20 protein-coding genes are annotated in these 25,076 nt (G+C 46.5%); 18 read left to right on the forward strand and 2 right to left on the reverse strand.

The window, feature by feature from the left end:
- Window positions 1-140: 140 nt before the first annotated feature.
- Window positions 141-1,940 (reverse strand): GGDEF domain-containing protein, encoded by a 1,800-nt coding sequence (locus EP181_RS07670; RefSeq protein WP_232023385.1) that lies wholly within the window; start codon window positions 1,938-1,940, stop codon window positions 141-143.
- Between the two features lie 576 nt (window positions 1,941-2,516).
- Between EP181_RS07670 and metK the strand changes: the two genes are divergently transcribed.
- From metK to EP181_RS07760, 18 genes are all read left to right on the forward strand, one after another.
- A complete protein-coding gene (gene metK, locus EP181_RS07675) occupies window positions 2,517-3,683 on the forward strand; it encodes a methionine adenosyltransferase (protein WP_127471117.1) in 1,167 nt (388 codons plus the stop codon).
- Window positions 3,684-3,748: 65 nt separating this feature from the next.
- Window positions 3,749-4,609, forward strand: coding sequence for a methylenetetrahydrofolate reductase [NAD(P)H] (gene metF, locus EP181_RS07680; RefSeq protein WP_127471118.1), 861 nt, complete (start codon window positions 3,749-3,751; stop codon window positions 4,607-4,609).
- A 12-nt stretch (window positions 4,610-4,621) separates the two neighbouring features.
- Window positions 4,622-5,413 carry a 16S rRNA (uracil(1498)-N(3))-methyltransferase gene (locus tag EP181_RS07685; RefSeq protein ID WP_127471119.1) on the forward strand — a complete coding sequence of 264 codons (792 nt, stop codon included), beginning with the start codon at window positions 4,622-4,624 and terminating at the stop codon, window positions 5,411-5,413.
- 128 nt (window positions 5,414-5,541) lie between these two features.
- Complete coding sequence (locus EP181_RS07690) at window positions 5,542-7,932, forward strand: transporter substrate-binding domain-containing diguanylate cyclase (protein ID WP_127471120.1); 2,391 nt, start codon at window positions 5,542-5,544, stop codon at window positions 7,930-7,932.
- A 93-nt stretch (window positions 7,933-8,025) separates the two neighbouring features.
- Window positions 8,026-9,336, forward strand: a complete 1,311-nt coding sequence (gene gshA, locus EP181_RS07695; protein ID WP_127471121.1) for a glutamate--cysteine ligase — start codon at window positions 8,026-8,028, stop codon at window positions 9,334-9,336.
- A gap of 71 nt (window positions 9,337-9,407) precedes the next feature.
- Window positions 9,408-10,394 carry a glutathione synthase gene (gene gshB, locus EP181_RS07700; RefSeq protein ID WP_127471122.1) on the forward strand — a complete coding sequence of 329 codons (987 nt, stop codon included), beginning with the start codon at window positions 9,408-9,410 and terminating at the stop codon, window positions 10,392-10,394.
- A gap of 128 nt (window positions 10,395-10,522) precedes the next feature.
- Window positions 10,523-12,211, forward strand: coding sequence for a class I SAM-dependent DNA methyltransferase (locus EP181_RS07705; RefSeq protein ID WP_127471123.1), 1,689 nt, complete (start codon window positions 10,523-10,525; stop codon window positions 12,209-12,211).
- Entirely contained in the window at window positions 12,201-13,604 is a 1,404-nt protein-coding gene (locus EP181_RS07710) for a restriction endonuclease subunit S (protein WP_127471124.1), read from the forward strand. Before EP181_RS07705 ends, EP181_RS07710 begins: the two co-directional genes overlap by 11 nt.
- A 238-nt stretch (window positions 13,605-13,842) precedes the next feature.
- Window positions 13,843-14,373, forward strand: a complete 531-nt coding sequence (locus tag EP181_RS07715) for an REP-associated tyrosine transposase (RefSeq protein WP_127471125.1) — start codon at window positions 13,843-13,845, stop codon at window positions 14,371-14,373.
- A 95-nt stretch (window positions 14,374-14,468) separates the two neighbouring features.
- Window positions 14,469-15,506 carry a virulence RhuM family protein gene (locus EP181_RS07720; RefSeq protein WP_127471126.1) on the forward strand — a complete coding sequence of 346 codons (1,038 nt, stop codon included), beginning with the start codon at window positions 14,469-14,471 and terminating at the stop codon, window positions 15,504-15,506.
- Between the two features lie 87 nt (window positions 15,507-15,593).
- Window positions 15,594-18,734: a type I restriction endonuclease subunit R gene (locus EP181_RS07725; RefSeq protein WP_127471866.1), complete on the forward strand. Its 3,141-nt coding sequence runs from the start codon at window positions 15,594-15,596 to the stop codon at window positions 18,732-18,734.
- 46 nt (window positions 18,735-18,780) lie between these two features.
- The gene (locus EP181_RS07730; RefSeq protein WP_232023386.1) at window positions 18,781-19,887 is read left to right on the forward strand and encodes an FAD:protein FMN transferase; all 1,107 of its coding nucleotides are present in this window, start codon (window positions 18,781-18,783) and stop codon (window positions 19,885-19,887) included.
- A gap of 8 nt (window positions 19,888-19,895) precedes the next feature.
- Window positions 19,896-20,462 (forward strand): YqgE/AlgH family protein, encoded by a 567-nt coding sequence (locus EP181_RS07735; RefSeq protein WP_127471128.1) that lies wholly within the window; start codon window positions 19,896-19,898, stop codon window positions 20,460-20,462.
- Window positions 20,455-20,898: a Holliday junction resolvase RuvX gene (gene ruvX / locus EP181_RS07740; RefSeq protein WP_127471129.1), complete on the forward strand. Its 444-nt coding sequence runs from the start codon at window positions 20,455-20,457 to the stop codon at window positions 20,896-20,898. The genes EP181_RS07735 and ruvX overlap by 8 nt, the downstream gene beginning before the upstream one ends.
- Before the next feature lie 19 nt (window positions 20,899-20,917).
- A complete protein-coding gene (gene pyrR / locus EP181_RS07745) occupies window positions 20,918-21,475 on the forward strand; it encodes a bifunctional pyr operon transcriptional regulator/uracil phosphoribosyltransferase PyrR (protein WP_127471130.1) in 558 nt (185 codons plus the stop codon).
- A complete protein-coding gene (locus EP181_RS07750; RefSeq protein ID WP_127471131.1) occupies window positions 21,472-22,536 on the forward strand; it encodes an aspartate carbamoyltransferase catalytic subunit in 1,065 nt (354 codons plus the stop codon). The genes pyrR and EP181_RS07750 overlap by 4 nt, the downstream gene beginning before the upstream one ends.
- The gene (locus tag EP181_RS07755; protein WP_127471132.1) at window positions 22,533-23,816 is read left to right on the forward strand and encodes a dihydroorotase; all 1,284 of its coding nucleotides are present in this window, start codon (window positions 22,533-22,535) and stop codon (window positions 23,814-23,816) included. The genes EP181_RS07750 and EP181_RS07755 overlap by 4 nt, the downstream gene beginning before the upstream one ends.
- A gap of 69 nt (window positions 23,817-23,885) precedes the next feature.
- Window positions 23,886-24,737, forward strand: coding sequence for a hypothetical protein (locus tag EP181_RS07760; RefSeq protein ID WP_127471133.1), 852 nt, complete (start codon window positions 23,886-23,888; stop codon window positions 24,735-24,737).
- A gap of 65 nt (window positions 24,738-24,802) precedes the next feature.
- On the opposite strand, the gene EP181_RS07765 is transcribed toward EP181_RS07760, so the two are convergent.
- Window positions 24,803-25,033, reverse strand: a complete 231-nt coding sequence (locus EP181_RS07765; protein ID WP_127471134.1) for a hypothetical protein — start codon at window positions 25,031-25,033, stop codon at window positions 24,803-24,805.
- Between the last annotated feature and the right edge of the window lie 43 nt (window positions 25,034-25,076).

Below are 25,076 nucleotides of genomic sequence, written 5' to 3' on the forward strand. Positions count from 1 at the left end.
AGTTACACTCAATAATAAAACGGTTAATGCTAAGAGACCCTTACACTGTTACGCTCTTACAAAATAACAGTGCACGCCACCAAAGGGGTAAAATTATACCTACTTCCTTTAAAACCGCAAACCTTAAACGTCCCAAGCCATCAACCCAACGCCACTTGCGAGTGAATCACCGCAAAGGTATTACCCCCAAGTGCTTTGGCTTCTTTTTTGGCCTTAGTGGCTAATGAGGCCAGTTTTTGCTGGTGACTGAACAGGCCTGGTTCAACCAATAAAACCCCTAACGATAAGCTCATAATAGGAAAAAACTCTTCCTTCCCATCGCGTCCAACGGCGCTAATACCACCATTAATTTGATCTTGTGGAGAGTAATAACTGGCAATACGAGATCTAAAGGCGCTTAAAACCGATTGGCAAATAGAGCTGTACTCGTTAACCCTTGGGGTAATAATCATAAAATCGTCGCCACCGATGTGCCCCAAAAACTCAACGTCGGGCACTCGGATTTCAAGCAAAATTTTAGCAACAAACCTAATAATATCGTCGCCCTGATCAAAGCTGTAATAGTCGTTGTAGGGTTTAAAGTGATCCACATCCAGATAAATAACCGCAAACGGCACCTTACTAAACAAGTAACGTTCTATGGTTTTATTAATGGGCACATTGCCCGGTAAACCCGACAACGGATTGGCGTATTGCGCACTTTGCATTTTTAAGTCGGTCATGACGCGCAATAAATCCATAAAATGTCCGCAGCCTTTAAACTCGCCATTTTCAGTGATTAAAAAGGTGTCACCGCGGCGCCGGCCCTGGCAATCGGTAATAAGACGACTTAACTCGACCAACGACATATCGTACTCAACCACCACCGGCTGACGATCCATAATGGCATCAATGCGCTTACGATGATACAAATCGCGTCCAAAACGCCGCGCCAACAAATCCATAAGTTCTCGTCGCCAGACTATTCCCACAACCTTGGTGTTTTCAACCACGGGCACAAAATCAATGTGCGGTTCGCTCAATAAAAACTCAGCCACCTCGCTTACATGACCGCTGGGTTTATAGGTTAAACACGGCTGCAACAACCGCCCAGCGCGCTCTTCTAATAAATTGGGCACGCACACTTGGTGGCTGGGCCATTGATAATCTAACGTGGTCACGGGTAACGCTTGGGGTTTTTTAAACAAAAACCCCTGCACGTAATCCACGCCCATGGCCTCTAGCACCTTTAAGGTGGCTTCGTCTTCAACCCCTTCGGCGACAATTTTAGTGTTAAGACCTTTGGCCAACGCGCAAATAGTTTCCATAAAACGGCGTTTGTCTGGGTCATCTGCCAAGCCAGACACAAAATGTTTATCCACTTTTACAAAGTCTGGCTTTACCTCAGACCAAATGCGCAAACCGTTGTAGCCGCCGCCTAAATCGTCAATGGCTACTTTAAAGCCCATTTGCCGATAATGATTAATCGACTCCACAAACAATGAAAAGTCTTCAACGGGTTGCATTTCAGTAATTTCAATTACCACCTGCTCAATGGATAAGCCCAACTCGCCCAAACATTCTAATGTCATACCACTTTGGTGCGCGCCTTGCATTAAGGTGTTAACCGTGACGTTTAAAAAAAGGTATTCGTTTAAACCAAATTGTTTGTATTTTTCGATGGCGATTTGCCGTGCCAGCCAATCCATTTCAAACAAACAACCGTGTTCTTGCGCCACATGAAACAAGTTTAACGGGCTGTACAAAGCCGTCTGCTCTGGGCCTCGAATAAGCGCTTCAAACGCAAACACATTGCGATTTTTTAAATCGACAATGGGCTGATACACTGGCGACAATGTCTTAAGCGTTAAAATGGACAACAGTTCTCTACCCAGCACCGAGCTTTGTAAATGATTGACCATATTGTCATTGGAGGGTACGCGTTGCAAAGGTTGGCACATAAACGATTTAAAGCCTTTTTACAGAAGCAGTCGTACGACCACCTCAAGTTTAAAACGTTTACTGTACCGACTTAAATTAGGACTTTTTGACAAACAGATGATACTTTTATGACCCCCCTCACCCATCATCGTTGCCCTCAAAACTTGACCCTAAATCGGTTTTATCACATAATACTTCACAGCGCCGATTTGATTATCAGCTTGCGGGCGCATTAAAAGTACGGCTAAAGCGAGGAATCTGCCTCCACCCATTTTATCTGTTTAACGTATCTATTTAATTTTTGCGGCTCGTAAACAACACGTTAGCCCGTATTTATTAACGATTGTGAATGGTTAAAATATCTTAGATTCTTTTCTCGTTTTGTTGCCAATCTGTCTAAATTTTGCATTCATCACGCTAAGGGCACCTCTATTCACCTCAGGTTGAATTCTGCGGGGCTTAGCCAAGTTATTCAGCTCTGCGTTACGAACGCTTGCCAGGTCTAGACATGACCGCACGTTCGCGCCTTGATCTGAATAACTTGACGTTGCCAGAATCAATCTGCGGTGAATAGAGATGCCCTAAAGGAAACCAGCATGACCAACACTGTTACCACTGTTTTTACCTCAGAATCTGTGTCCGAAGGGCATCCAGATAAAATTGCCGACCAAATTTCAGACGCTATGCTTGACGCCATTTTGGAACAAGACCCACGCGCTCGTGTCGCCTGCGAAACCTTTATTAAAACCGGCATGGTGATGATTGGTGGTGAAATCACCACCAGCGCATGGGTAGACCAAGAAGAATTGGTGCGTAAAGTCATAAAAGATATTGGCTACAATCATGGCGATTTAGGCTTTGATGGCGACACCTGTGCGGTATTGTCGTCCATTGGCAAACAATCACCCGAAATTGCCATGGGTGTGGACGAGTCGGACGAACACGAACAAGGTGCTGGCGACCAAGGGTTAATGTTTGGGTACGCCAGCAATGAAACCGATGTGCTCATGCCTGCGCCCATTTACTACGCCCACCGCTTAATGGAACGCCAAGCCCAAGTGCGTAAATCCGGTGCGCTACCGTGGTTGCGTCCCGACGCCAAAAGCCAAGTCACCCTGCGTTACCACAACGGCAAACCTGTGGCGATTGATGCGGTGGTATTGTCCACCCAGCACAGTCCTGACATTGACACCGCAACCTTGCGTGAAGCGGTAATGGAAGAGATTATTAAACCTACTTTACCGGCCGAATGGTTGCACAAAGACACCCAATACCACATAAACCCCACTGGGCGTTTTGTGATTGGCGGCCCAGTGGGCGACGCAGGACTAACCGGTCGTAAAATCATTGTGGACACGTACGGCGGCATGGCACGTCACGGCGGTGGGGCGTTTTCGGGTAAAGACCCGTCAAAAGTCGATCGTTCGGCGGCTTACGCTGGGCGTTACGTGGCCAAAAACATTGTGGCCGCCGGTCTGGCCGACAAGTGTGAAATTCAAATTTCGTACGCCATTGGCGTGGCCAAACCGACCTCAATCAGTATAGACACCTTTGGCACCGAAAAAGTCGCCGTCAGTCTTATTGAACGCTTGGTGAGTGAACACTTTGATTTACGCCCCAAAGGCTTAATTACCATGCTAGATTTGTATCGCCCTATTTACCAAAAAACCGCGTCGTACGGTCATTTTGGCCGCGAGCTGCCCGAATTTACCTGGGAAAAAACCGACAAAGCGGCCGCACTGCGCGCCGATGCAGGGCTGTAACCGCCAATAACAATCATGTGACCAGGCCTGGTCACATGTGTAAAACACAATTTAGGGTGAACACCATGCAATCTCAACAAAAATACCCCCAAAAACTCAGTTTAGAATTTTTCCCGCCGCGCACCGACGTTGGCATGGACAAACTTAAAACCGTTATTGACGGTTTGGGCGCAATGCAACCGCAATACATGTCGGTTACCTACGGCGCGGGCGGCACCACCCAAGAAAAAACCTTAGAAACCGTGCGTTACATTCAAGAAAACACCCCCTTTGAAGCCGCCCCGCATTTAACCTGCATTGGTGCCAGCGAAGAGAGCCTGACCCAACTGCTGGATACCTACGCCAGCTTGGGCGTTAAACGCATTGTGGCGTTACGCGGCGATTTGCCCTCGGGCATGCGCGACCCGGGTGAATTTAAATACGCCAGCGATTTGGTTAAGTTTATTAAAGAGCAACGTGGCGACCAATTTCACCTAGAAGTTGCGGCGTACCCCGAAACCCATCCGCAAGCACGCAATTGCGACATTGGCATACAGTGGTTTAAACACAAAGTGCAACAAGGTGCCGATTCGGCCATTACCCAATACTTTTTTAACTTTGACAGCTACCGTTACTTTATTGACAACTGTGAACGCAATGGCATTGACCTGCCGATTATTCCCGGGATTATGCCCATCACCAATTACGAAAACCTTATTCGCTTTTCGCAAGGCTGTGGCGCCGAAGTCCCACGTTGGTTAAAGTGTCGTTTAGAAAGTTTTGAAGACGACCAAGCAGGCCTGGTCGCTTTTGGTCAAGACGTGGTGACCGAACTGGCGCAAAAACTACTCGACGCGGGTGCGCCTGGCATACATTTTTACAGCATGAACAGCATCGAGCCCACCTTAGGCATTGCCAACGCCTTAACGTTGCGCAACGCGCGCTAAGAGCGTTACACCATGCGCATTCCCCGTTTGTATTTACCTGGCGATTATCGCCAGGCCAAACCTCAAGACACCCTTGAGCTCAACAAAGAGCAAGCCCATTACGCCTTAACGGTATTACGTCTTAAAAGCGGCCATCCGGTTCAGGCGTTTGACGGTTTAGGCCATGCGGCCAATGGGGTGTTAAACCACACCAGCCGGCGCAGCGCCGAGTTTGTTATAGAACACATTACCCCCTGCGATAACGAATCACCGCTTAACATCACTTTAGTGCAAAGCATTTCGCGTGGCGAACGCATGGACATCAGCATTCAAAAATCGGTCGAGCTGGGCGTAAGCGCCATTCAACCAATTTTTACCGAACGCTGTGAAGTCAGGCTGGACGACGACAAGCTCGAAAAACGCCGCGCCCAGTGGCAAGCCATGGTGATTAACGCCTGCGAGCAAAGCGGTCGTTGCGTTGTGCCAACGGTGTTGCCTATTCAAACCTACCAGGCCTGGTTAAACGAGTTTAACCAAGCGCAGACCATGTTACTTGGCTCAAATGCATTGCCCTGCATGGGTTTGGTGCTTGACCCTTACGCTCAAAATCGTTTGCACACCCTAACGCCGCCCACTGTTTTGAATGACGCCAGCCAACCAATTTATGTGTTAATTGGCCCCGAAGGCGGCTTAACCGACGATGAAGTGCATTTGGCTGTGCAAAATGGCTTTAACGCAATTCAACTTGGACCACGTATTCTTAGAACCGAAACCGCCGGCCCCGCTATATTGGCTATTTTACAAGCACTGTGGGGTGATTTTTAAAGCACTTTTCTCTTAGACAAACAGGTATACTATTTAGCCAAAATTTGCTCGAAAACGCGCTTTACACTCCATTAATAGTCGATTTATAAGCAAACATTCTCCCTATCAATGCAAAGGTACTTACATCGGTGTTTAAATCGATTTTTTCATCGCTTTTAAAAGCCTTACCAGGCCTGCTCATTTTAATTCCTGCACTGTTATGGGTAAGCCCTTCTTTGGCGGTGCCAACGCCCATTGTAGAAAAGCCTAATTCAACTAGCGAACTTGAGTCTGTCTCACTGCAACTTAAATGGACACATCAATTTCAATTTGCAGGCTACTACGCCGCGCTTAAAAAAGGTTTTTACCGCGAAGAAGGGTTAGACGTCACCATCAAACCGCGCGAACCTTTTAAAAACAATATTCAACAAGTCATCGATGGCGAATCGCATTACGGCATTGCTGACAGCATTTTACTGCTCTATCAAGCACGTAAAGCCCCAGTGGTCATTATCGCACCCATTTTTCAGCACTCTCCCCAGGTGTTTATTACTTTAAAATCCAGTGGTATTGACAGCTTATACGACCTAAACAGTCGAGCCATTGCCTTTTACGAAAAAGACACCGACGGCTTTGGACTCTTGGCTATGTTGCGCCAAAACAACGTGCAACCCGATTTATCACGCATGATGATTAAAGGTCTGCCCGACAGCTTATTGCTTAATAAAATCCAGGCTTATCCGTCTTATTTGTCGAATGAGCCGTATTGGTTTAAACAACAAGGGATAGACATCAATATTATTAACCCTATGCATTACGGTTTAGACTTTTACGGCGACATGCTTTTTACCACTCAAACCGAGCTAAACCAGCATCCTGAAAGGGTTGAACGCTTTAAACGCGCCACGTTAAAAGGCTGGGATTATGCGCTTAAGCACAAAAAAGAGCTCATCAACTACATCAAAGACGACCTAAAATCCGACAAAACGTTTGACCATTTATTATTTGAAGCCAACGTTCTCGAAGAGATGATTCAGCCGCACTCAACACCCATTGGCTCGTTAAACCCTGGGCGCTTAGAATTTATGCAAAAAACCTTACTGGCGCACAATTTAATAGACAGCGCCTTTGAGCTTAATAGCGGCATTTATCAACCCGAAAACCACACCCTGCATTTATCGCACGACGAAAAACAGTGGATTCAAGATCACCCCGTTATTAAAGTAGCCATTGACCCACACTGGGCACCGCTCGAGTTTGTAAACGATAACGGCCAACATTCTGGCGTTGCCAGTGCCTACCTAGCCCATATAACGGCCATGACCGGTTTAAAGTTTGTCGCCGACACCGAGTCGACTTGGAGCGATGCCGTGCGCAAAGTAAAGTTTAGAGAACTTGACATGTTTAGCGCAGTATTGCCTACGTCTGAGCGACAAAACTATGTGCAATTTACCCAAGCCTACTTAAGCGCACCCACCGTCATTGCCACGCAGCAAGGAGTTGATTACATTGATAAAATGAGCAAGCTCGAAGGTAAAGTTATCACCGTAGTTGAAAACTACGCCATTCACGAAACTTTACACAATAATTACCCCAACTTAACCTTAAACTTAGTGCAAAGCCCCACCGAAGGGTTAGAAGCGGTTTCTCAAGGCAAGGCGTTTGCTTATATTGATCATGTGGCCGTTATCACCCATTACTTAAACAGCATGAACGTCCGCAATGTGCAAATTAATGGCGAAACACCGATTAAATCCGACGTAGCCATGGCCATTCGTAAAGACTGGCCAGAACTGCACAGCATTATACAAAAAGCCCTAAACACCCTAGACACTGCAACCCATCAGCACCTTACACAAAGGTGGATTAACACCCAAGAGCCGCCCAAAATTAATTGGCAATGGATTGTGATTATATTGTCGCCTTTGCTGGTTTTAGTCGTATTTGGTGGGCTGTATCTTTTTAAACTACGCCGTTTAAACACCCAATTAAGTCAATCAAATCTAACGCTTAAAGAAACCAAAGAACAACTGCAAGCCAGCAACCTGCGCTTAGAAGCTTTGTCGGCCACCGACTTTTTAACGGGCATTGCCAACCGCAAGCAACTCGAACACATGCTCGAATACGAACACGTAAAGGCGCAACGCTATCATCAGTCGGTGTGTTTGTTAATGATTGATTTAGACTATTTTAAAAACGTCAATGACCATTACGGTCATCAAGTGGGCGATGAAGTGCTTAAAAAAGTGACCGCTTGGATTGAAAAACAAGTGCGCAAATCCGATACTTTTGGGCGCTGGGGTGGCGAAGAATTTATGCTAATTTGCCCATCTACTTTGCACGAAAGTGCGCAATTATTGGCCGAAAAAATTCGTTATGGAGTGTCCCAGCTTGAGTTTAGTCAACCCATTGTTCAAACCTTAAGCATTGGCGTGGCCTGTTATAAAACCGATGAAAACCTACCAGACTGGATTAAGCGCGCTGACGAACGTCTTTATCACGCCAAACACATGGGACGTAACCAGGTGGTGGCGCATTAAGCCAACATAACGTTATAATGCAACGCTTACTCATTTATTAGCCCTATTTTCACCGCCATTGCGTCCAAAACTAAGAGAACCCAAGAGAACATTATGCTGTCAACCAACCAAGTTCCGCATTTGCAAACCGCTTTAAAAGGCCCGCTTCTTGAGCTCGAAAAACATCTGCTCGACCACCATGTAGCGATTGAATCTTGGTTTCGTAAACAATTTAAAAACACCCCAGCACCCTTTTATGCATCGGTTGATTTACGCAATGCCGGTTACAAACTGGCGCCCGTGGACACCAATTTGTTTCCCGCCGGCTTTAACAACCTACACCCCGATTTGCGCTCGCTGGCGGTACACGCCGCGCAATCGGCCATTACCCAAATTTGCCCCATCGCCGATGGCGTGTTGATTATTCCCGAAAGCCACACGCGCAACATGTATTACTTAGAAAACCTGTACACCTTGCAAACCCTAATTGAAAACGCCGGCTACGAAGTCCACATTGGCTCGCTCATTCCAGGGCTAGACGCGCCACTGTTGGTTAGCCTGCCTTCTGGCAATGTGCTTACCCTTAAACCGCTGGTGCGCCAAGGCAATCGCGTGGGTGTCAACGACTTTTTCCCGTGTGCGGTGTTGCTTAACAACGATTTGTCGGGCGGCCGTCCCGAAATACTCGAAAACATCGAACAAACGCTGTTGCCGCCCATGGATTTGGGGTGGAGCAATCGTTTTAAAAATCAACACTTCAACCACTACTCTGATGTCACCGCCGCCTTTGCACAGTTAATTGGCATACAGCAATGGCTGATTAACCCAACCTCGGTGGCGTGTGGCCCCATTAATTTTAAAGAAAACACCGGCTTAGAGTTGCTGTCTAACACCGTTAAACAAGTGTTAGAGACCACCATTAACGACTACAAAACTCATAACATTTCGTGCAAGCCGTTTGTGATTGTTAAATCGGACAGCGGCACCTACGGCATGGCCATTATGTCGGTCGACAGCAGCGATGAGATTCTTAACCTTAACCGCAAACAGCGCAATAAAATGTCCTCGGTTAAAGAAGGCTTGCACGTTGAACAAATGCTGGTGCAAGAAGGCGTTTACACTTACGAAACCATTGAGGGTGCGGTGGCCGAACCGGTGGTCTACATGATTGGCAGCCAGGTAATTGGCGGCTTTTACCGTGTACACACCGGCAAAACCGCCACCGATAATTTAAATTCACCCGGCATGCATTTTGAGCCTTTGTCGTTTGAACAGGCCTGCGCCCTGCCCGACGAGACGCAAACCCCCGACGCCACACCCAACCGTTTTTACGCTTATGGCGTCATTGCGCGATTGGCACTGTTGGCCGCCGCGCGTGAAATCGCCACCGCCAAAGGCGATTTACCGTCGCTGGATGCAATTTAACCCAAACCACCCAAACCACCAACCCGCTTAAAAACCGATGAAGCGCGTATTAAATGCACAGAGGACGTCCCATGACCAATAAACCGCCGTTTAAACCGCTAAATGTCGGCATTGTAATGGACCCTATCGAGGGCATAAAACCGCACAAAGACAGCTCGTTTGCCATGTTGCTCGAAGCCCAACGTCGTGGTCACACCCTGTTTTACATGCAACCCCAAGACCTGTATTTGCAAAACGGCCAACCCTTTGCCACCACCAGCGCGCTTAAAGTTTGGGACAAACCCAAAGAGCAACAATATTACGGTTTTGGCGCAACCCAGCACACCGCGCTTAATACGCTGGACATTATTTTAATTCGCCAAGACCCACCGTTTAACAACGATTATTTGTACAGCACCCATCTGCTTGAACTGGCCGAAGCTCAAGGGGTGTTGGTGGTCAATAAACCGCAATCGTTGCGTGACGCCAACGAAAAACTTTTTGCCAGCTGGTTTTCCAATTGCATCCCCGCCACCTTAGTCAGCGCCAAGGCCGACTTGTTAAAGACCTTTATTAACGAGCAACAAGACACGATTTTAAAACCGCTGGATGCGATGGGCGGCGCGTCTATTTTTAGAGTAAAACACAACGACCCCAATATTAACGTCATTATTGAAGTCATGACCGGCCACGGCCAGCACCACATTATGGCGCAGCAGTATTTGCCGCAAATTAAAGACGGCGACAAACGCATTTTGCTGATTAATGGCCAACCGATTGACTACACCCTAGCGCGTATTCCGGCGGCGGGCGAAACCCGTGGCAACATTGCCGCAGGCGGTACGGGCGTGGGCATGCCCATTACCGAACGCGAACGCTGGTTGTGCGCCCAAATTGCCCCCACGTTACAAGCCAAAGGGTTGTATTTTGCAGGCTTGGACGTGATTGGCGACTACATTACCGAAATCAATGTCACTAGCCCAACGTGCATTCGCGAGCTGGACGCGCAATTTGGCTTAAACATTGCCGGACAACTCTTTGACTGTTTAGAATCGGTTATTAAGCTAAACCTAAGCTAAACGTAAACAAATCATAAACTAAGCATAAACTAAGCGCGCCGCTTAAAAAACCAACAAGACGTTACACAGCATCCCTTTACCCTAATTCCACTCAACTAAAAGCACACACTAAGTCAATATGAGCCAATATGAACCAATCCATTCAGCAAAACGAAACCCAATTTTTAAACGACCTAGAGAAAAAACTTTGGACTAGTGCCAACAAACTCTTGCCCTCGTTAGATGCCTCGCAATACAAACACGTTATGTTAGGTTTAGTGTTTTTAAAATACGTTTCCGACTCATTTGGCATTCGCCGTGATGAACTCACCGCCCAATTTAAAAACCCAGAACATCCCTACTATTTAGACCCCGCTGATTTTGGTGGCGAAGATAGCCCAGAATACCAAGCTGAAATTAACACCGAACTTGAAGAACGCGATTACTATGCCGAAGCCAATGTGTTTTGGGTGCCCGTTCAATCACGTTGGGAGTTTTTACAAAACCAAAACAAAGTCGTTATTACGGGTGAAATTGAAATTCCAGACGGAAAGAACACCAAAAAAATCCGCTCGGTTGGTCAACTGATTGATAACGCCCTTGATGCCATTGAAGTCGACAACCCAAAACTGAAAGGCGTTTTAAACAAGCGCTACACTCAACTGCAAATAGACCAAGCCAAATTGGGTGAGCTGATTGACCTCATCGCCACCATTCCGTTTGTACATAACTCTCTAAGCAGTAAAGACATTCTTGGCCATGTGTACGAATACTTTTTAGGCCAATTTGCCCTTGCCGAAGGTAAAAAAGGCGGCCAGTTCTACACGCCAAAATCCATCGTCAGTTTAATTGTGCAAATGATGGAGCCCTTCAAAGGACGTGTTTACGACCCTGCAATGGGTTCGGGTGGATTCTTTGTGCAGTCCGAACACTTTATTCGTGAACACCAAGGCCGCATTGGCGATGTGTCTATTTATGGTCAAGAATACAACCACACCACTTGGCAACTCGCCGCCATGAATATGGTGATTCGTGGCATCGACTTTAACTTTGGCAACGAACCCGCCAGCAGCTACACCAACGACCAACACCCAGATTTACGTGCCGACTTTGTCATGGCCAACCCACCATTTAACATGAAAGAATGGGACACAGGGGTGGACGACAACGACCCTCGCTGGGTTTACGGCAAACCGCCTTCTGGCAACGCCAACTTTGCGTGGCTGCAACACATGCTCTACCACACCGCACCCAATGGCAGTGTCGGTTTACTCCTCGCCAACGGTTCTATGAGTTCCAACACCAGCGGCGAAGGCGATATTCGTAAAGCCTTAATAGAAGCCGACCTCATCGAATGCATGGTCGCCCTACCTGGTCAACTCTTTACCAACACGCAAATTCCCGCCTGCATTTGGTTTTTAAGCAAAAACAAAAAAGCCAGAACCGCCGCCAGTGGCCGCCAATTGCGCGACAGAACAGGCGAAGTGTTGTTTATAGACGCCCGTAACCTCGGTTATATGAAAGACCGAGTCTTGCGCGACTTTACCCAAGAAGACCTAACCTTAATTACCGACCTATTTCACAATTGGCAAACCGAAAAAGACTTCCAAAATCAACCAGGCCTGGTCAATTCTGCCACGTTGGAAGATATTAAAAAGCATGATTATGTTCTCACCCCTGGGCGTTATGTCGGCGCACAAGAACAAGAAGACGACGGCGAACCCTTTGCTGAAAAAATGGCCCGACTCACCGCACAACTCAAAACACAGTTTGAAGAAAGCGACCGATTAGAAGTTGAGATTAAAAAGAACTTGGCGGGGTTGGGTTATGAGTTTTAATGAAATCTCGCTTGCTGATGCAGTTGAGTTTGTTGTTGATAATCGAGGTAAAACAGTACCGGTTCAAGAGTCTGGCTTTCCATTAATTGCAACTAATTGTGTCAGCAACGAGAATTTATACCCTGCATTCAATAATGTCAGATATGTGTCTGAAGAAATATACGAAAGCTGGTTTAGATCTCATCCATTACCAGGAGATATTCTTTTAACAAACAAAGGAAGTAAAAATGGTGCTATTTGCTTAGTTCCTAATCCAGTTAGCTTTTGCATAGCACAAGACATGGTTGCACTTAGAGCTAAGAATGGTGTTGTATACCCAAAATACCTTTTTGCTGCTCTACGTTCAAATCTAGTACAAAATAGAATTAAAGAATTAAATGTAGACTCTGTAATACCGCACTTTAAAAAAACAGATTTCAACAAATTGTTTTTTCCATTACCTGATTATGAAAAGCAAATAATAATTGGTGATGGTTATTTTAACTTTTGTAATAAAATCGAACTCAACCGCCAAACCAACCAAACCCTTGAACAAATCGCACAAGCTATATTTAAAAGCTGGTTTGTCGATTTCGACCCCGTAAAAGCCAAAATCGCAGCCAAACAAGCAGGCGGCACCGCCCAACAAATCGAACGCGCCGCCATGGCCGCTATTAGCGGAAAGACCGAAACCGAACTAAACCAACTCACCCCAGAGCAGTATGCAAACCTAAAAACCACCGCCGCCCTCTTCCCCGATAAATTAGTCGATTCAGAATTGGGTAAAATCCCTGAAGGCTGGATGGTTAAATCACTCGATGAAATAGCGCACTATCAAAATGGTTTAGCTTTACAAAAATTTAGACCTGAGAATGAAAAAGACGCCATACCTGTTCTAAAAATTGCACAACTTAAAAAAGGCTTTGCCGATGGCGAAGAACAAGCATCCTCAAAGATCAAAGCAGAATGTATTGTTAATAATGGTGACGTTGTGTTTTCATGGTCAGGCTCTTTAATGGTTGATATATGGTGCGGTGGCAAGGTTGCCTTAAATCAACACTTATTTAAAGTTACATCCGAAGATTACCCTAAATGGTTTTACTATTATTGGACAAAAACACACCTAGAAAACTTTCAACAAATCGCCGCTGATAAAGCAGTAACAATGGGACATATTAAAAGAGAACATCTTACTCAAGCTAAATGCCTCATACCTGCATTTGACTTAAAGAATTGTGAACCACTTCAAAACTTAATTCTCAAACAAATAGAATTGCGGATGGAAGTTTTTACCTTGCAAGAACTTAGAGACTCACTACTTCCTATTCTTCTTTCTGGAAAAGGGTTTGACTCGTTCCCACGCTCCCGCGTGGGAATGCAGACCTGCAGCAATACCGGTAGGCATTCCCACTGAGGACAGTGGGAACGAGGTTGGTATAGAGCAGTGGGAGCCAAGTGGTAAAGGAACAATGGCAACGAGGCGGTAAAAATGGAGTTTGACTCGTTCCCACGCTCCCGCGTGGGAATGCAGACCTTATGCAAGACCAGTAGGCATTCCCACTGAGGACAGTGGGAACGAGGTTGGTATAGAACAGCGGGAGCCAAGTGGTAAAGGAACAATGGCAACGAGGCGGTAAAAATGGAGTTTAATTATGGGCAGAAGTCGTTATCAATTTGTAGATGGGCATTTGCCGCATTTTGTGACTTGTACGGTGTTGCATTGGATTCCTGTCTTTACTCGCCCTGAAACCGTTGATATTTTATTGAGTAGCTTGCGTTTTTTGCAAGCCGAAGGCTTAAACGTTTACAGCTATGTGATTTTAGAAAATCATTTGCACATGGTGGTTGAGAGCGATGATTTGTCACGCGACATTGCCCGTTTTAAGCAGTTTACTGCCAAGCAGTGCTTGGCTTTATTGCAGGAAAAGGGGGCTAAAACCCTGTTGGATCAATTTGCTTTTTATAAAAAGGCGCATAAGTCAGAACGTGCGTTTCAGTTTTGGCAGGAAGGTTGTCATCCAGAATGGATTCAATCGGACGAAATGATGCGTCAAAAAATTGAATATATTCATCAAAATCCCGTTAAGCGTGGTTATGTTGATTTACCCGAGCATTGGCGTTATTCGAGTGCCCGAGATTATATGGGACAAGCGGGCTTGCTGGATATTAAACGTGTTTGGTAAATCGGTATGCATTCCCACGCGGGAGCGTGTGAACGAGAAATGAATTAAAGGCAATTAAAACTAACAGGCCTGCTTGTTTTACATGGAATAAATAGATGAACGAACTGTCGTTAAAAGATCAAACCACCGAGTTTTTGCTTTATACCGCACCAAGTGGTCAGGTAAAGGTTGAGGTATTGCTCAATAATGAAACCTTGTGGTTGACTCAAGAACGCATGGCGGAATTGTTTGGTGTTCAGCGCCCTGCGATTAGTAAGCATCTCAAAAACATTTTTGAAAGCGGTGAGCTAATTGAAGCAGAGGTTGTTTCCATTTTGGAACATACCACTGCACACGGTGCTATTGAAGGCAAAACTCAGACAAAATCGGTTAAATACTATAATCTCGATGCGGTAATTTCAGTGGGTTATCGCGTCAACTCAGCACAAGCGACTCAGTTTCGTATTTGGGCAACGGCGTTGATTAAAGAGTACATCATCAAAGGCTTTGCGATGGATGATGCGCGTTTAAAAAATGGGCAGTTTTTCGGTAAAGATTATTTTAAAGAGTTGTTGGATCGGGTTCGTTCGATACGCGCTAGTGAACGCCGTATTTATCAGCAAATTACCGATATTTTTGCTGAATGCAGTATTGATTATGATCCGCAGTCTGAAACAACCCGTTTGTTTTATGCCCATGTGCAAGATAAGTTTCATTTTGCGATTACGGGAAAAACCGCTAGCGAATTGATATATGAAAAAGCTGATGCCAATTTATCCAATATGGGTTTAAGTACTTTTAAACATGCACCATCAGGCCGAATTTTAAAGTCGGATACGATGATTGGTAAAAATTACCTCAGTGAAACTGAAATTAAACAGCTTGAGCGTTTGGTGACGAGCTTTTTTGATTATGTCGAAGGGATTATCGAACGTCGCACTACTTTTACCATGGAAGCTTTTGCAGAAAGTGTCAATAAGTTTTTAAGCTTTAACGAATACCGTATTTTGGAAGGCTACGGCAAAGTTTCACGTAAACAGGCGGAACAAAAGGCGTTTGCTGAATATGAAGAATTTAATAAACGTCAAAATATCGAGTCGGATTTTGACCGAACCCTTAAGCCATTGCTAAAACAAGTAAATCCGAAAAACTAGGCCTAAAAAGAATTAAAAACTACCAGGCCTGGTGATTTTAAAGATATAACAAACTACTCGATATTTATCATTCAGGAAAACGTGAATATGATCACCGAAGACCAACTAGAACAACTCTGCCTTGAATGGTTTCAATCCATGGATTATGACTATGCCAATGGCTACGAAATTGCACCCGATGGCGAAACCCCAGAGCGCAGTGATTATCGCCAAATTGTTCTGTTTGGTCGGTTAGTGACTCAACTGCAAATCATTAACCCGCATATCCCCTCTTCTGTTTTAGAAACCGTTGCCCATCAAATAGCTAAACCTGAAACCCCTATCCTCATTAAAAACAACAAGACCTTTCACCAGTGGCTATTAGAGGGCGTTAAGGTCAACTTTAAACACCAAGGCGAAGATAAAACCGATTATGTTCAGCTGATTGATTTTAGTAACTCCGCTAACAATCAATTTTTGGTGGTGAATCAATTTACCATTATGGGGAGCAAAGGTAATCGCCGACCCGATGTGATTGTGTTTATTAATGGTTTGCCGTTGGCCGTTTTGGAGCTTAAAAATCCTGCGGATAGCCATGCAGATATTTGGCAAGCCTACCAACAATTGCAAACCTATAAAGATGAAATCCCCGATCTGTTTACCTTTAACGAGGCTTTGGTGGTGAGTGATGGTTTAAATGCCCGTATCGGTTCTTTAACAGCGAATAAAGAGCGTTATTTACCTTGGAGAACCGTGGCCAACGAGGATGACCAGCCTTTATTTGAATATCGCTTAGAAACCTTAGTAAAAGGCTTTTTTAATCCTGAGCTGTTTTTAGATTACATTCGCTTCTTTGTGTTGTTTGAGCAAGACGGCGATAAAACGATTAAGAAGATTGCGGGTTATCACCAGTTTCATGCAGTGCGTGAAGCAGTTAAAGCGACGATCATTGCATCCCAAGAATTGAAAAGCGGCGTTGCTGAACCGCGCGCTAATTATGGCAATGAAGTTGTGCCTGGCTCGCGTAAAGCCGGCGTGGTTTGGCATACGCAAGGTTCGGGTAAGTCGATCTCAATGGTCTGTTATGCGGGTAAGTTATTAGCCCAACCCGAAATGAACAATCCCACCATTGTGGTGGTGACAGATCGTAATGACTTAGATGGCCAGCTGTTTAATACTTTTAGCATGGCGTCTGAAACCTTAAAACAAACCCCAATTCAGGCGGGTGACAGAGATGAGTTGCGCGACATTTTGGCTTCGCGTCAATCGGGCGGAATCATTTTCACTACCGTGCAAAAGTTTGCATTATTAGCGAATGAGTCGCACCACCCTGTTTTAAGCCAGCGCCACAATATTGTGGTGATCAGTGATGAAGCCCACCGCAGCCAATATGGCGATAAAGCTAAGCTCAACACCAAAACCGGTCAATACACCTTTGGCTATTCCAAACATTTACGCGACGCCCTGCCCCAAGCGTCATTTATTGGGTTTACCGGCACACCGATTTCTGCTGAAGACAAAGACACGCGCGCGGTATTTGGTGGCTATGTGTCTATTTACGATATTCAAGATGCGGTAGACGATGGCGCTACGGTTCCGATCTATTACGAATCTCGCTTAGCCAAACTGGATATTAACGAGGGCGATATTGAAGCCTTAAACGATGATGTCGAGGAGGTGATGGAAGATGAAGAAGACATCTCTACCCGTGAAAAAACCAAATCAAAATGGGCTGCCTTAGAAAAATTAGTCGGCAGTGCACCACGCATAGAGCAAGTGGGTAAAGATTTAGTCCACCACTTTAAAACTCGAATTTCTACCATGCCTGGTAAAGGCTTAATTGTCTGCATGAGTCGTGAGATTTGTGTGGACATGTATGATGCCATTGTCGCTATTAAACCTGAATGGCATGACTCTGACCCAGCCAAAGGCACCATTAAAATTGTCATGACCGGTTCAGCATCGGATAAATCAAAACTACAACCGCACATCTATAACAAAGACACTAAAAAACTGTTCGAAAAACGCTTTAAAGACGTTAACGATCCACTGCAACTGGTGATTGTGCGCGATATGTGGCTGACAGGATTTGATGCGCCGAACTGCCACACTATGTATATCGACAAGCCGATGAAAGGCCACAACCTAATGCAGGCCATTGCGCGGGTAAACCGTGTATTTAAGGACAAACCCGGTGGCTTGGTCGTGGATTACATTGGCATTGCTAATGAACTAAAGCGGGCATTAAAAACCTATACCGATTCTAAAGGCAAAGGCACGCCTACTTTAGACACGCGTGAGGCCTTCGCTATTTTATTAGAAAAACTGGACATCGTTCACGGGCTATTTCATGGTTTTGATTACCGCGATTATGAAACCAAAGCGCTTAATTTATTACCCGGTGCAATGAATCATATTTTGGCGCTAGAGGATGGTAAAAAACGTTATTTGGATGTAATGGCCGCTATGAGCAAAGCCTTTACCCTATGCGGCACCATGGATGAGGCCGAGCCTTTAAAAAAAGAAATTGCCTTTTTGTCTGCGGTGAAAGCCGCCATTACCAAATTTACGGTGGTGGATAAACGTTTAACCGATGAAGCCAAAAATTCGGCTCTAAAGCAAATTATCGACAATGCCATTGTGGCCGATGGTGTCGCCGATATTTTTGAGTTGGCGGGCTTAGACAAACCCAATATTGGGTTATTGTCGGATGAGTTTTTAGAAGATGTAAAAAACCTACCACAGAAAAACTTGGCCATGGAACTCCTAGAAAAACTGTTGCGCGACGAAATAAAAGCTCGCATGAAAACCGATGTGGTTTCAGAAAAGAAATATTCTGATCGCATTATGGAATCCCTGCGTAAATACCACAACCGTGCCATTGAAACCGCTCAAGTCATCGAAGAGCTGATTGCTCTTGCCAAAGAGATGGAAGCCGACTTAGTACAAGCCGATAAATTAGGGTTAAACCCTGATGAAATCGCTTTTTACCGCGCCTTAATTCAAAACGAATCGGCCGTACGCGAATTAGGCGACAATAACCTGCGTGACCTTGCCAAATACATCACCGAGCATTTACGCAAAAGCACCACAGTCGACTGGCAAGTTAGGGACAGCGTACGCGCCAAACTGCGCAATTTAGTTCGACGCGCGTTAAGAAAATGGAAATACCCACCTGATAAAGCCGATGAAGCGATTGAACTGTGTTTAAGACAGGCTGAAGTATTGAGTCAACGTTGGAGTGCCTAGGGGTCTAGCGGATTAAAGCAAAATGAGAAAAAATATCGCAATTTTTTTGACCCAAAGATGGCCGGCTTTAGCGGCTTTTACGCGTGGATTTACGCGTGCAAAGCTCTCCTTAGCTTGGCTTGGGTTTATCAATCTATTCTTGCTCATCGGCTGCAGTCAAACAGACGAGCCATCCAGTCAAGCAAGCACACCAACCCAAGCGCAAATACTGGTCTTTGGCACGCACGTTAATATTGTGGTTTACCATCCCGATCCGCTACTGGCGCAGGCTGCGATTAGGGAGGTCGAGCAGACGTTTGCGCAGTTTCATATTGACTGGCATGCTTGGGAAAAAGGCGGCGTGGTGGGTAAAATAAACAGTGCCATAGCCCAACAATCGCCTATCGACGTGGCCGATTCGGTGAAGAGTTTTATTCTAAAATCGCAACAACTTACCCGTCAAAGTAATGGTTTATTTGACCCGGGCATTGGCCAACTTATCGCACTCTGGGGCTTTCACAGCGAACACTGGCAAGGCCCGCCACCGCCACAAAGTAAGATAGATCAATGGCTTAAAGACCGCCCGTCTATTTTAGACCTAACGTTTAACGGCCAAACGCTCACCAGTCGCAACCCCAATGTACAACTCGACTTTGGCGGCAACGCCAAAGGTTTGGCCATTGACATCGCCCTTAACACCTTGCAATCGGCCGGTATACAAAACGCCTTGGTGAGCATTGGTGGCGACATGAAAGTGATCGGTCACAAGCCCAAATCCGCCTCAAACGCGCAAACCCTAGTTGACCAGGCCTGGTCAATTGGCATTCAAAACCCCAGTCAACCCAATCAAGTCGTGGCATCGCTCAATCTATATTCCAACGAAAGTGTGGTCACCTCGGGCACCTATCAACGCTATTTTGAATGGCAAGGCCAACGCTATTCGCACATCATTAACCCTAACACCGGTTACCCAGCCAACGGTTTTGCGTCGGTAACCGTCATTCACCCTGATGCTACCACCGCCGATGCGGCCGCCACCGCACTGCTCATTGCCGGCCCCGAACAGTGGCAAACCATTGCCCAAAAAATGGGCGTTAGCGATGTTTTTTGCATTACACAAAACGGTGAGTTTTTACAAACAAAAGGCATGGAAAAACGCCTGAAACTGTTATAATTTTGCCCATGAATCAATTAACCTCATTCGAACACCATTTTTTAATTGCCATGCCCTCGTTAGACGACAGTTGGTTTGAAAAAACCGTTATTTACATCGTCGAAGACAACGAAATGGGCACTATGGGGTTAGTGGTTAATTTACCTCACAAACTCAATATTCAAGACCTATTAGACCACTTTGACTTTACCGCGCTCGTCCATCGTTCCATGCTAGACGAATCGGTGTACATGGGCGGGCCCATTGACATGGAACGCGGCTTTATATTGCACCATCCTATCGGCGACTGGAAAAGCTCAATGCCCTTGCAAGACCACTTGGCTATGACCGTATCCGAAGACGTTTTGGCGGCGATTGCTCAAGGCGAAGGCCCTAAACAGTGTGTTATTTGTTTAGGTTTTGCTGGCTGGAAACCCGGTCAACTGGCACAAGAACTGCACGCCAACAGCTGGCTTACGATTCCCTATAATCAAGCCCTATTGTTTGACACCCCACACTCGCGCAAATGGCACGTTGCCTTAGGTACCTTAGGCATTTCACCGGCTTTTTTAAGCTCCGAGGTGGGACATGCTTAAACCGCAACCCAACACCGTTGTAAAGGGTGTGGTATTGGCGTTTGACTTTGGTCTGCGCCGTATTGGCGTGGCAGTAGGTCAAACCATTACCCAAACGGCCTCGCCTGCCGCCATTGTAAACAGCAAAGACGGTCAACCCGATTGGGCGCACATAACCAAACTGTTTGCACAATGGCAACCCAGCGCCATTTTGGTGGGTTTGCCTTTGCATTTAGACGGCCGCGAGCAAGCCCTAACCCAGCCGGCACGCAAATTTGGGCAACGCCTTAGCGGCCGCTATCAAAAGCCGGTGTTTTTTATAGAAGAACAACTTAGCTCCATCGAGGCCGAACATCGCGGGCTTAAGCAACGTTATATTGACGACCATGCCGCGCAAATTATTTTAGAAAACTGGCTGCAAACCCACAATACACAGCAGTCTACCCCACCCAATTAAGCTTTATGTTAGGAACTTTATGACCCATCTCGCCATTGACGTCAATGCCCTACTCGATGACCTTTGCCAACAAATTAAAACCAAGGCCATCTTTAGCCAAGCCCCCAAAATGATTGGTATACGCACCGGTGGCGAGTGGATTGCTCAACAACTGCACCAACAACTGCAAATAGAAGCGCCTTTGGGTGTTATTGACATTGCCTTTTACCGCGACGACTTCTCTAAAATTGGCCTAAACCCCACCGTTCAACCGTCCAACATTCCGTGGGAAATTGACGGCCAACACATTATTTTGGTAGACGACGTGCTGTATACCGGGCGCACCATTCGCGCCGCTTTAAACGAGATTTTTGATTATGGCCGTCCTGCCAGCGTCACCTTAGTGGTACTGATTGATCGCAAAGGCTGTCGTGAACTGCCGTTTCAACCCGATGTGGTTGGCCAAATTATTCATTGCCATCAAACCGTTAAACTGTCCGGGCCCGACCCACTGTGCATTACCATGGTTGAGCAACCCTGCTTAGACGGCAGCACTCTTACCCACTCCGAACTCGATCAACATAAGGAATCAGCATGAGCGCCGCGCGTCTTTCCGCCCCCAATATTCAGTTAAATGCGCTGGGTAAAATTAAGCACTTCTTAACCATCGAAGGCCTTAAAAAACACCATTTAACCGAGATATTAGACACCGCCGAATCGTTTATAAACCCGCACACCAACGAGATTAAAAAAGTCCCGTTACTGCGCGGTAAAACCATCATGAATCTATTTTTTGAGCCCAGCACGCGCACCCGCACCACCTTTGAAATTGCCGAAAAACGGCTTTCGGCCGACGTTGCCAGTTTGGACATTCAAACCTCGGCCACCAAAAAAGGTGAATCGCTGCTCGACACCTTATGGAACTTGCAAGCCATGCAGGCCGACATGTTTGTGATTCGCCACGCCGAAAGCGGTGCGGGGCATTTTTTCTCGCAACACGTTGCCCCACACGTGCACGTGCTAAACGCCGGCGACGGTCAACACGCCCACCCCACCCAAGCGATGCTGGACATGTTTACCATTCGTAAACACAAAGGCGATATTTTTGATTTAAAAATTGCCATCGTGGGCGATGTTCTGCACTCGCGTGTGGTGCGCTCGCAAATTCAAGCGTTGAGTATTCTAGAAGCGCGTGAAATTCGCGTCATTGGCCCTAAGACCCTAATGCCAGTCAACACCGAAGCCTTGGGTGTGCACGTGTTTCACGACATAGAAGCCGGTTTAAAAGACGTTGACGTCATTATTATGGTGCGCCTGCAAAACGAACGCATGCAAAGCGCGCTCATCCCCAGTGAAAAAGAATTCTTTAAACTCTATGGCCTCACCGAAAAACGCCTGGCCTTAGCCAAACCCGATGCGATTGTGATGCATCCAGGCCCCATTAACCGAGGGGTCGAAATTGATTCGGCCGTGGCCGATGGCCCGCAGTCGGTTATTTTAGAACAAGTCACCTACGGCATTGCCGTGCGCATGGCGGTGATGTCCATTATTATGAGTAACGCCGCCCAACTTGCGCAACACGAAGCCGAACAACTTGCCCTTGCCACGCAAGAGAGCACGCAATCCGACACGCTACTACCCACGGAGACCAACGCATGAGACTGGTCATTAAAAACGGGCGCATTATTGACCCCAGCCAAAACCTAGACAAAATCACTCACCTGTACGTAAGCCGTGGGCGCATTGCCGGAATAGGCGAAAACCCACCCGAAGGATTTAGCGCCGATCAAGAAGTCGATGCCACCGGCAAATGGGTGTTACCAGGCCTGGTTGATTTGCAAGCGCGTCTGGGCGAACCGGGCAGTCAATACGTCGGCGACATCGCCTCAGAAACCTTGGCGGCTGTGGCCGGTGGCATTACCAGCATCTGCTTTCCACCCGACACCTCGCCGGTAAACGATTCGCAAGCGGTAACCGAACTGATTCAACGTCGTGCCCGCCAAGCGGCCACCGCGTTTGTCATGCCCATAGGCGCGCTTACGCAAGAACTTAAAGGCGAACGCTTAAGCGCCATTTATTCGCTTAAACAAGCCGGTTGCGTGGCGTTAAGCCAAGCCAACACCCCCATTCAAAACCCGTTGACCCTAAAAAATGCCCTTGAATACGCCGCCACCCACGACATTGTGGTGATGTTGCGCAGTGAAAGTCGCCAACTAAAAAACAACGGCGTGGCGCATGCCGGTGCGGTCAGCTCACGCTTAGGCTTACCGGCGATTCCACCGTCGGCCGAGACCATTGCGTTGGCGCGTGATTTAATTTTGGTGGAAGAAGCCGGCATTAAAGCGCACTTTTCGCAACTGTCGTGTGCGCGCTCGGTTGAGATGATTGCGCAGGCCAAACAACGTGGTTTACCGGTCACCTGTGACGTCGCCATTCACCAACTGCATTTAAGCGAAATGGATGTGATGGGCTTTAACAGCCTGTTTCACGTCTCGCCCCCGTTGCGCAGTTTGCGTGACCAAGCCGCGTTATTGGCCGGCTTAAAGTCCGGCGTGATTGACGCGGTGGTCAGCGACCACACGCCGCTGGGCAACGACGACAAATTACTGCCCTTTGGCGAAAGCAAACCCGGCATCAGCGGCCTTGAAACCCTGTTGCCGCTGTTGATGAAACTGGTGCAAGAAAACGAGCTTGATTTAATGACAGCGATTCGTTGTGTAACGCAAAACCCGGCCAATATTTTGGGCATTCAAACCGGTACTTTGTGCGAATCCAGCTCGGCCGACTTCTCGATTGTAAACCCCGAAGCCATTTGGACACTAAACCCAAAAACCATGGTCAGCGCCGGGCGCAATACGCCCTTTGCTGGTTGGGAGTTTATTGGCAAAGTCGAACAAACCTATTTTCAGGGTCGTCCAGTGTTTAGGGATTTTGTATAAAATGCTATTAAAAACTGATATTAAAACGACTTTAACCAGGCCTGGTTAAAGAGCGTTAAGGATTTTGACGTGACATCAAGCCCACCCAACACACACCCATTAACCCTATTCATTGAGCGCGTGGTGCAAACCCCGCAACCTGGCGGGTATGCGCTGATAAACATCACCCTAAACGCACCCATCACCCTGTCGCTCGCCCAACAGTTTGGGGCGTTTTATTGGCACCCTCTGCAAGCCAATACAGCACCTTTGGCGATGTATCTTTTTGACCAGACCCCGCTTAACCTGCAACTGTTAAGCCCAACCACCTTAGACGATGCCGCGCTATTGCAATGGACAAATGCACACATCACCTTGCAAACCGCTCCGCAGCCTGTCTTTAATAATGCGTTGTTTAACACGCTTATCAACTCACCAACCGCCCAGCAAGCAAACCTGCTTATTTTGGCCAGTGAAGCACGACTGGCCAATGCGTTGTATTTGGCCAAGCAACGTCAAGCTAAACAGCGTCAAACCAAAGCAAACACACCTCACCAAACAGGCAACACCTTGGTGCTATTACACGCCTCTAAAACCTTTGGATTTGTGGTTAAGCCCGCACGATTTATGGTGCCCAGCATGCCCGCGCAAGCGATTGGCGCGTGTGAATTATTAGAAGACTGGGGCATAGCCAATCGCCTTGCCAGTGAAGCTGAATTAGTGGGCTGTTACCCAGGCCACCTTGATCAACTGCTCACACTTTGGGCATCAGCACAACCAAACCCAGCCTATTTAAAGGATATCAACAACGTTAATAGCATTAATGACATGAGCCAGGACTGGCAAGTGATCAGTTTTGTAGACGATGAACAATACGCTGACATTAAGATTGCCTGCGCACAATTTGACTGGCTAAATTTAACGACACCTTTGCACGTCTAAGGTGTAAAGGTGTCATTAAAACCATATATTTAAACTGAGCGCACGACTTATGGCGCTTACAGTGCTTACTCTTCTAACGCTTCAATTGACGAGGCACGTTTGCGAGTGGTTTTAGCCAATTTTTCTAAATCTTTGGCTAAATCGTGCAAAGCTTTGGATACGGTATCACCAATGGCGGCCTCAACCAATATTTGCAACTCTTCAAACGCCTCATCACCCAACACATTGCGTTGTTCTTTTGTAAGGCTGCGCTTAAACCCTTCTGTAACAGAATAGGCGTGTTTATCAATTTTCATAAAACTCTCTTTTCTTTTTAGGTCTATTTGTTTATGTCTGTTT

This window comes from Thiomicrorhabdus aquaedulcis, assembly GCF_004001325.1.
GTDB lineage: Bacteria > Pseudomonadota > Gammaproteobacteria > Thiomicrospirales > Thiomicrospiraceae > Thiomicrorhabdus > Thiomicrorhabdus aquaedulcis.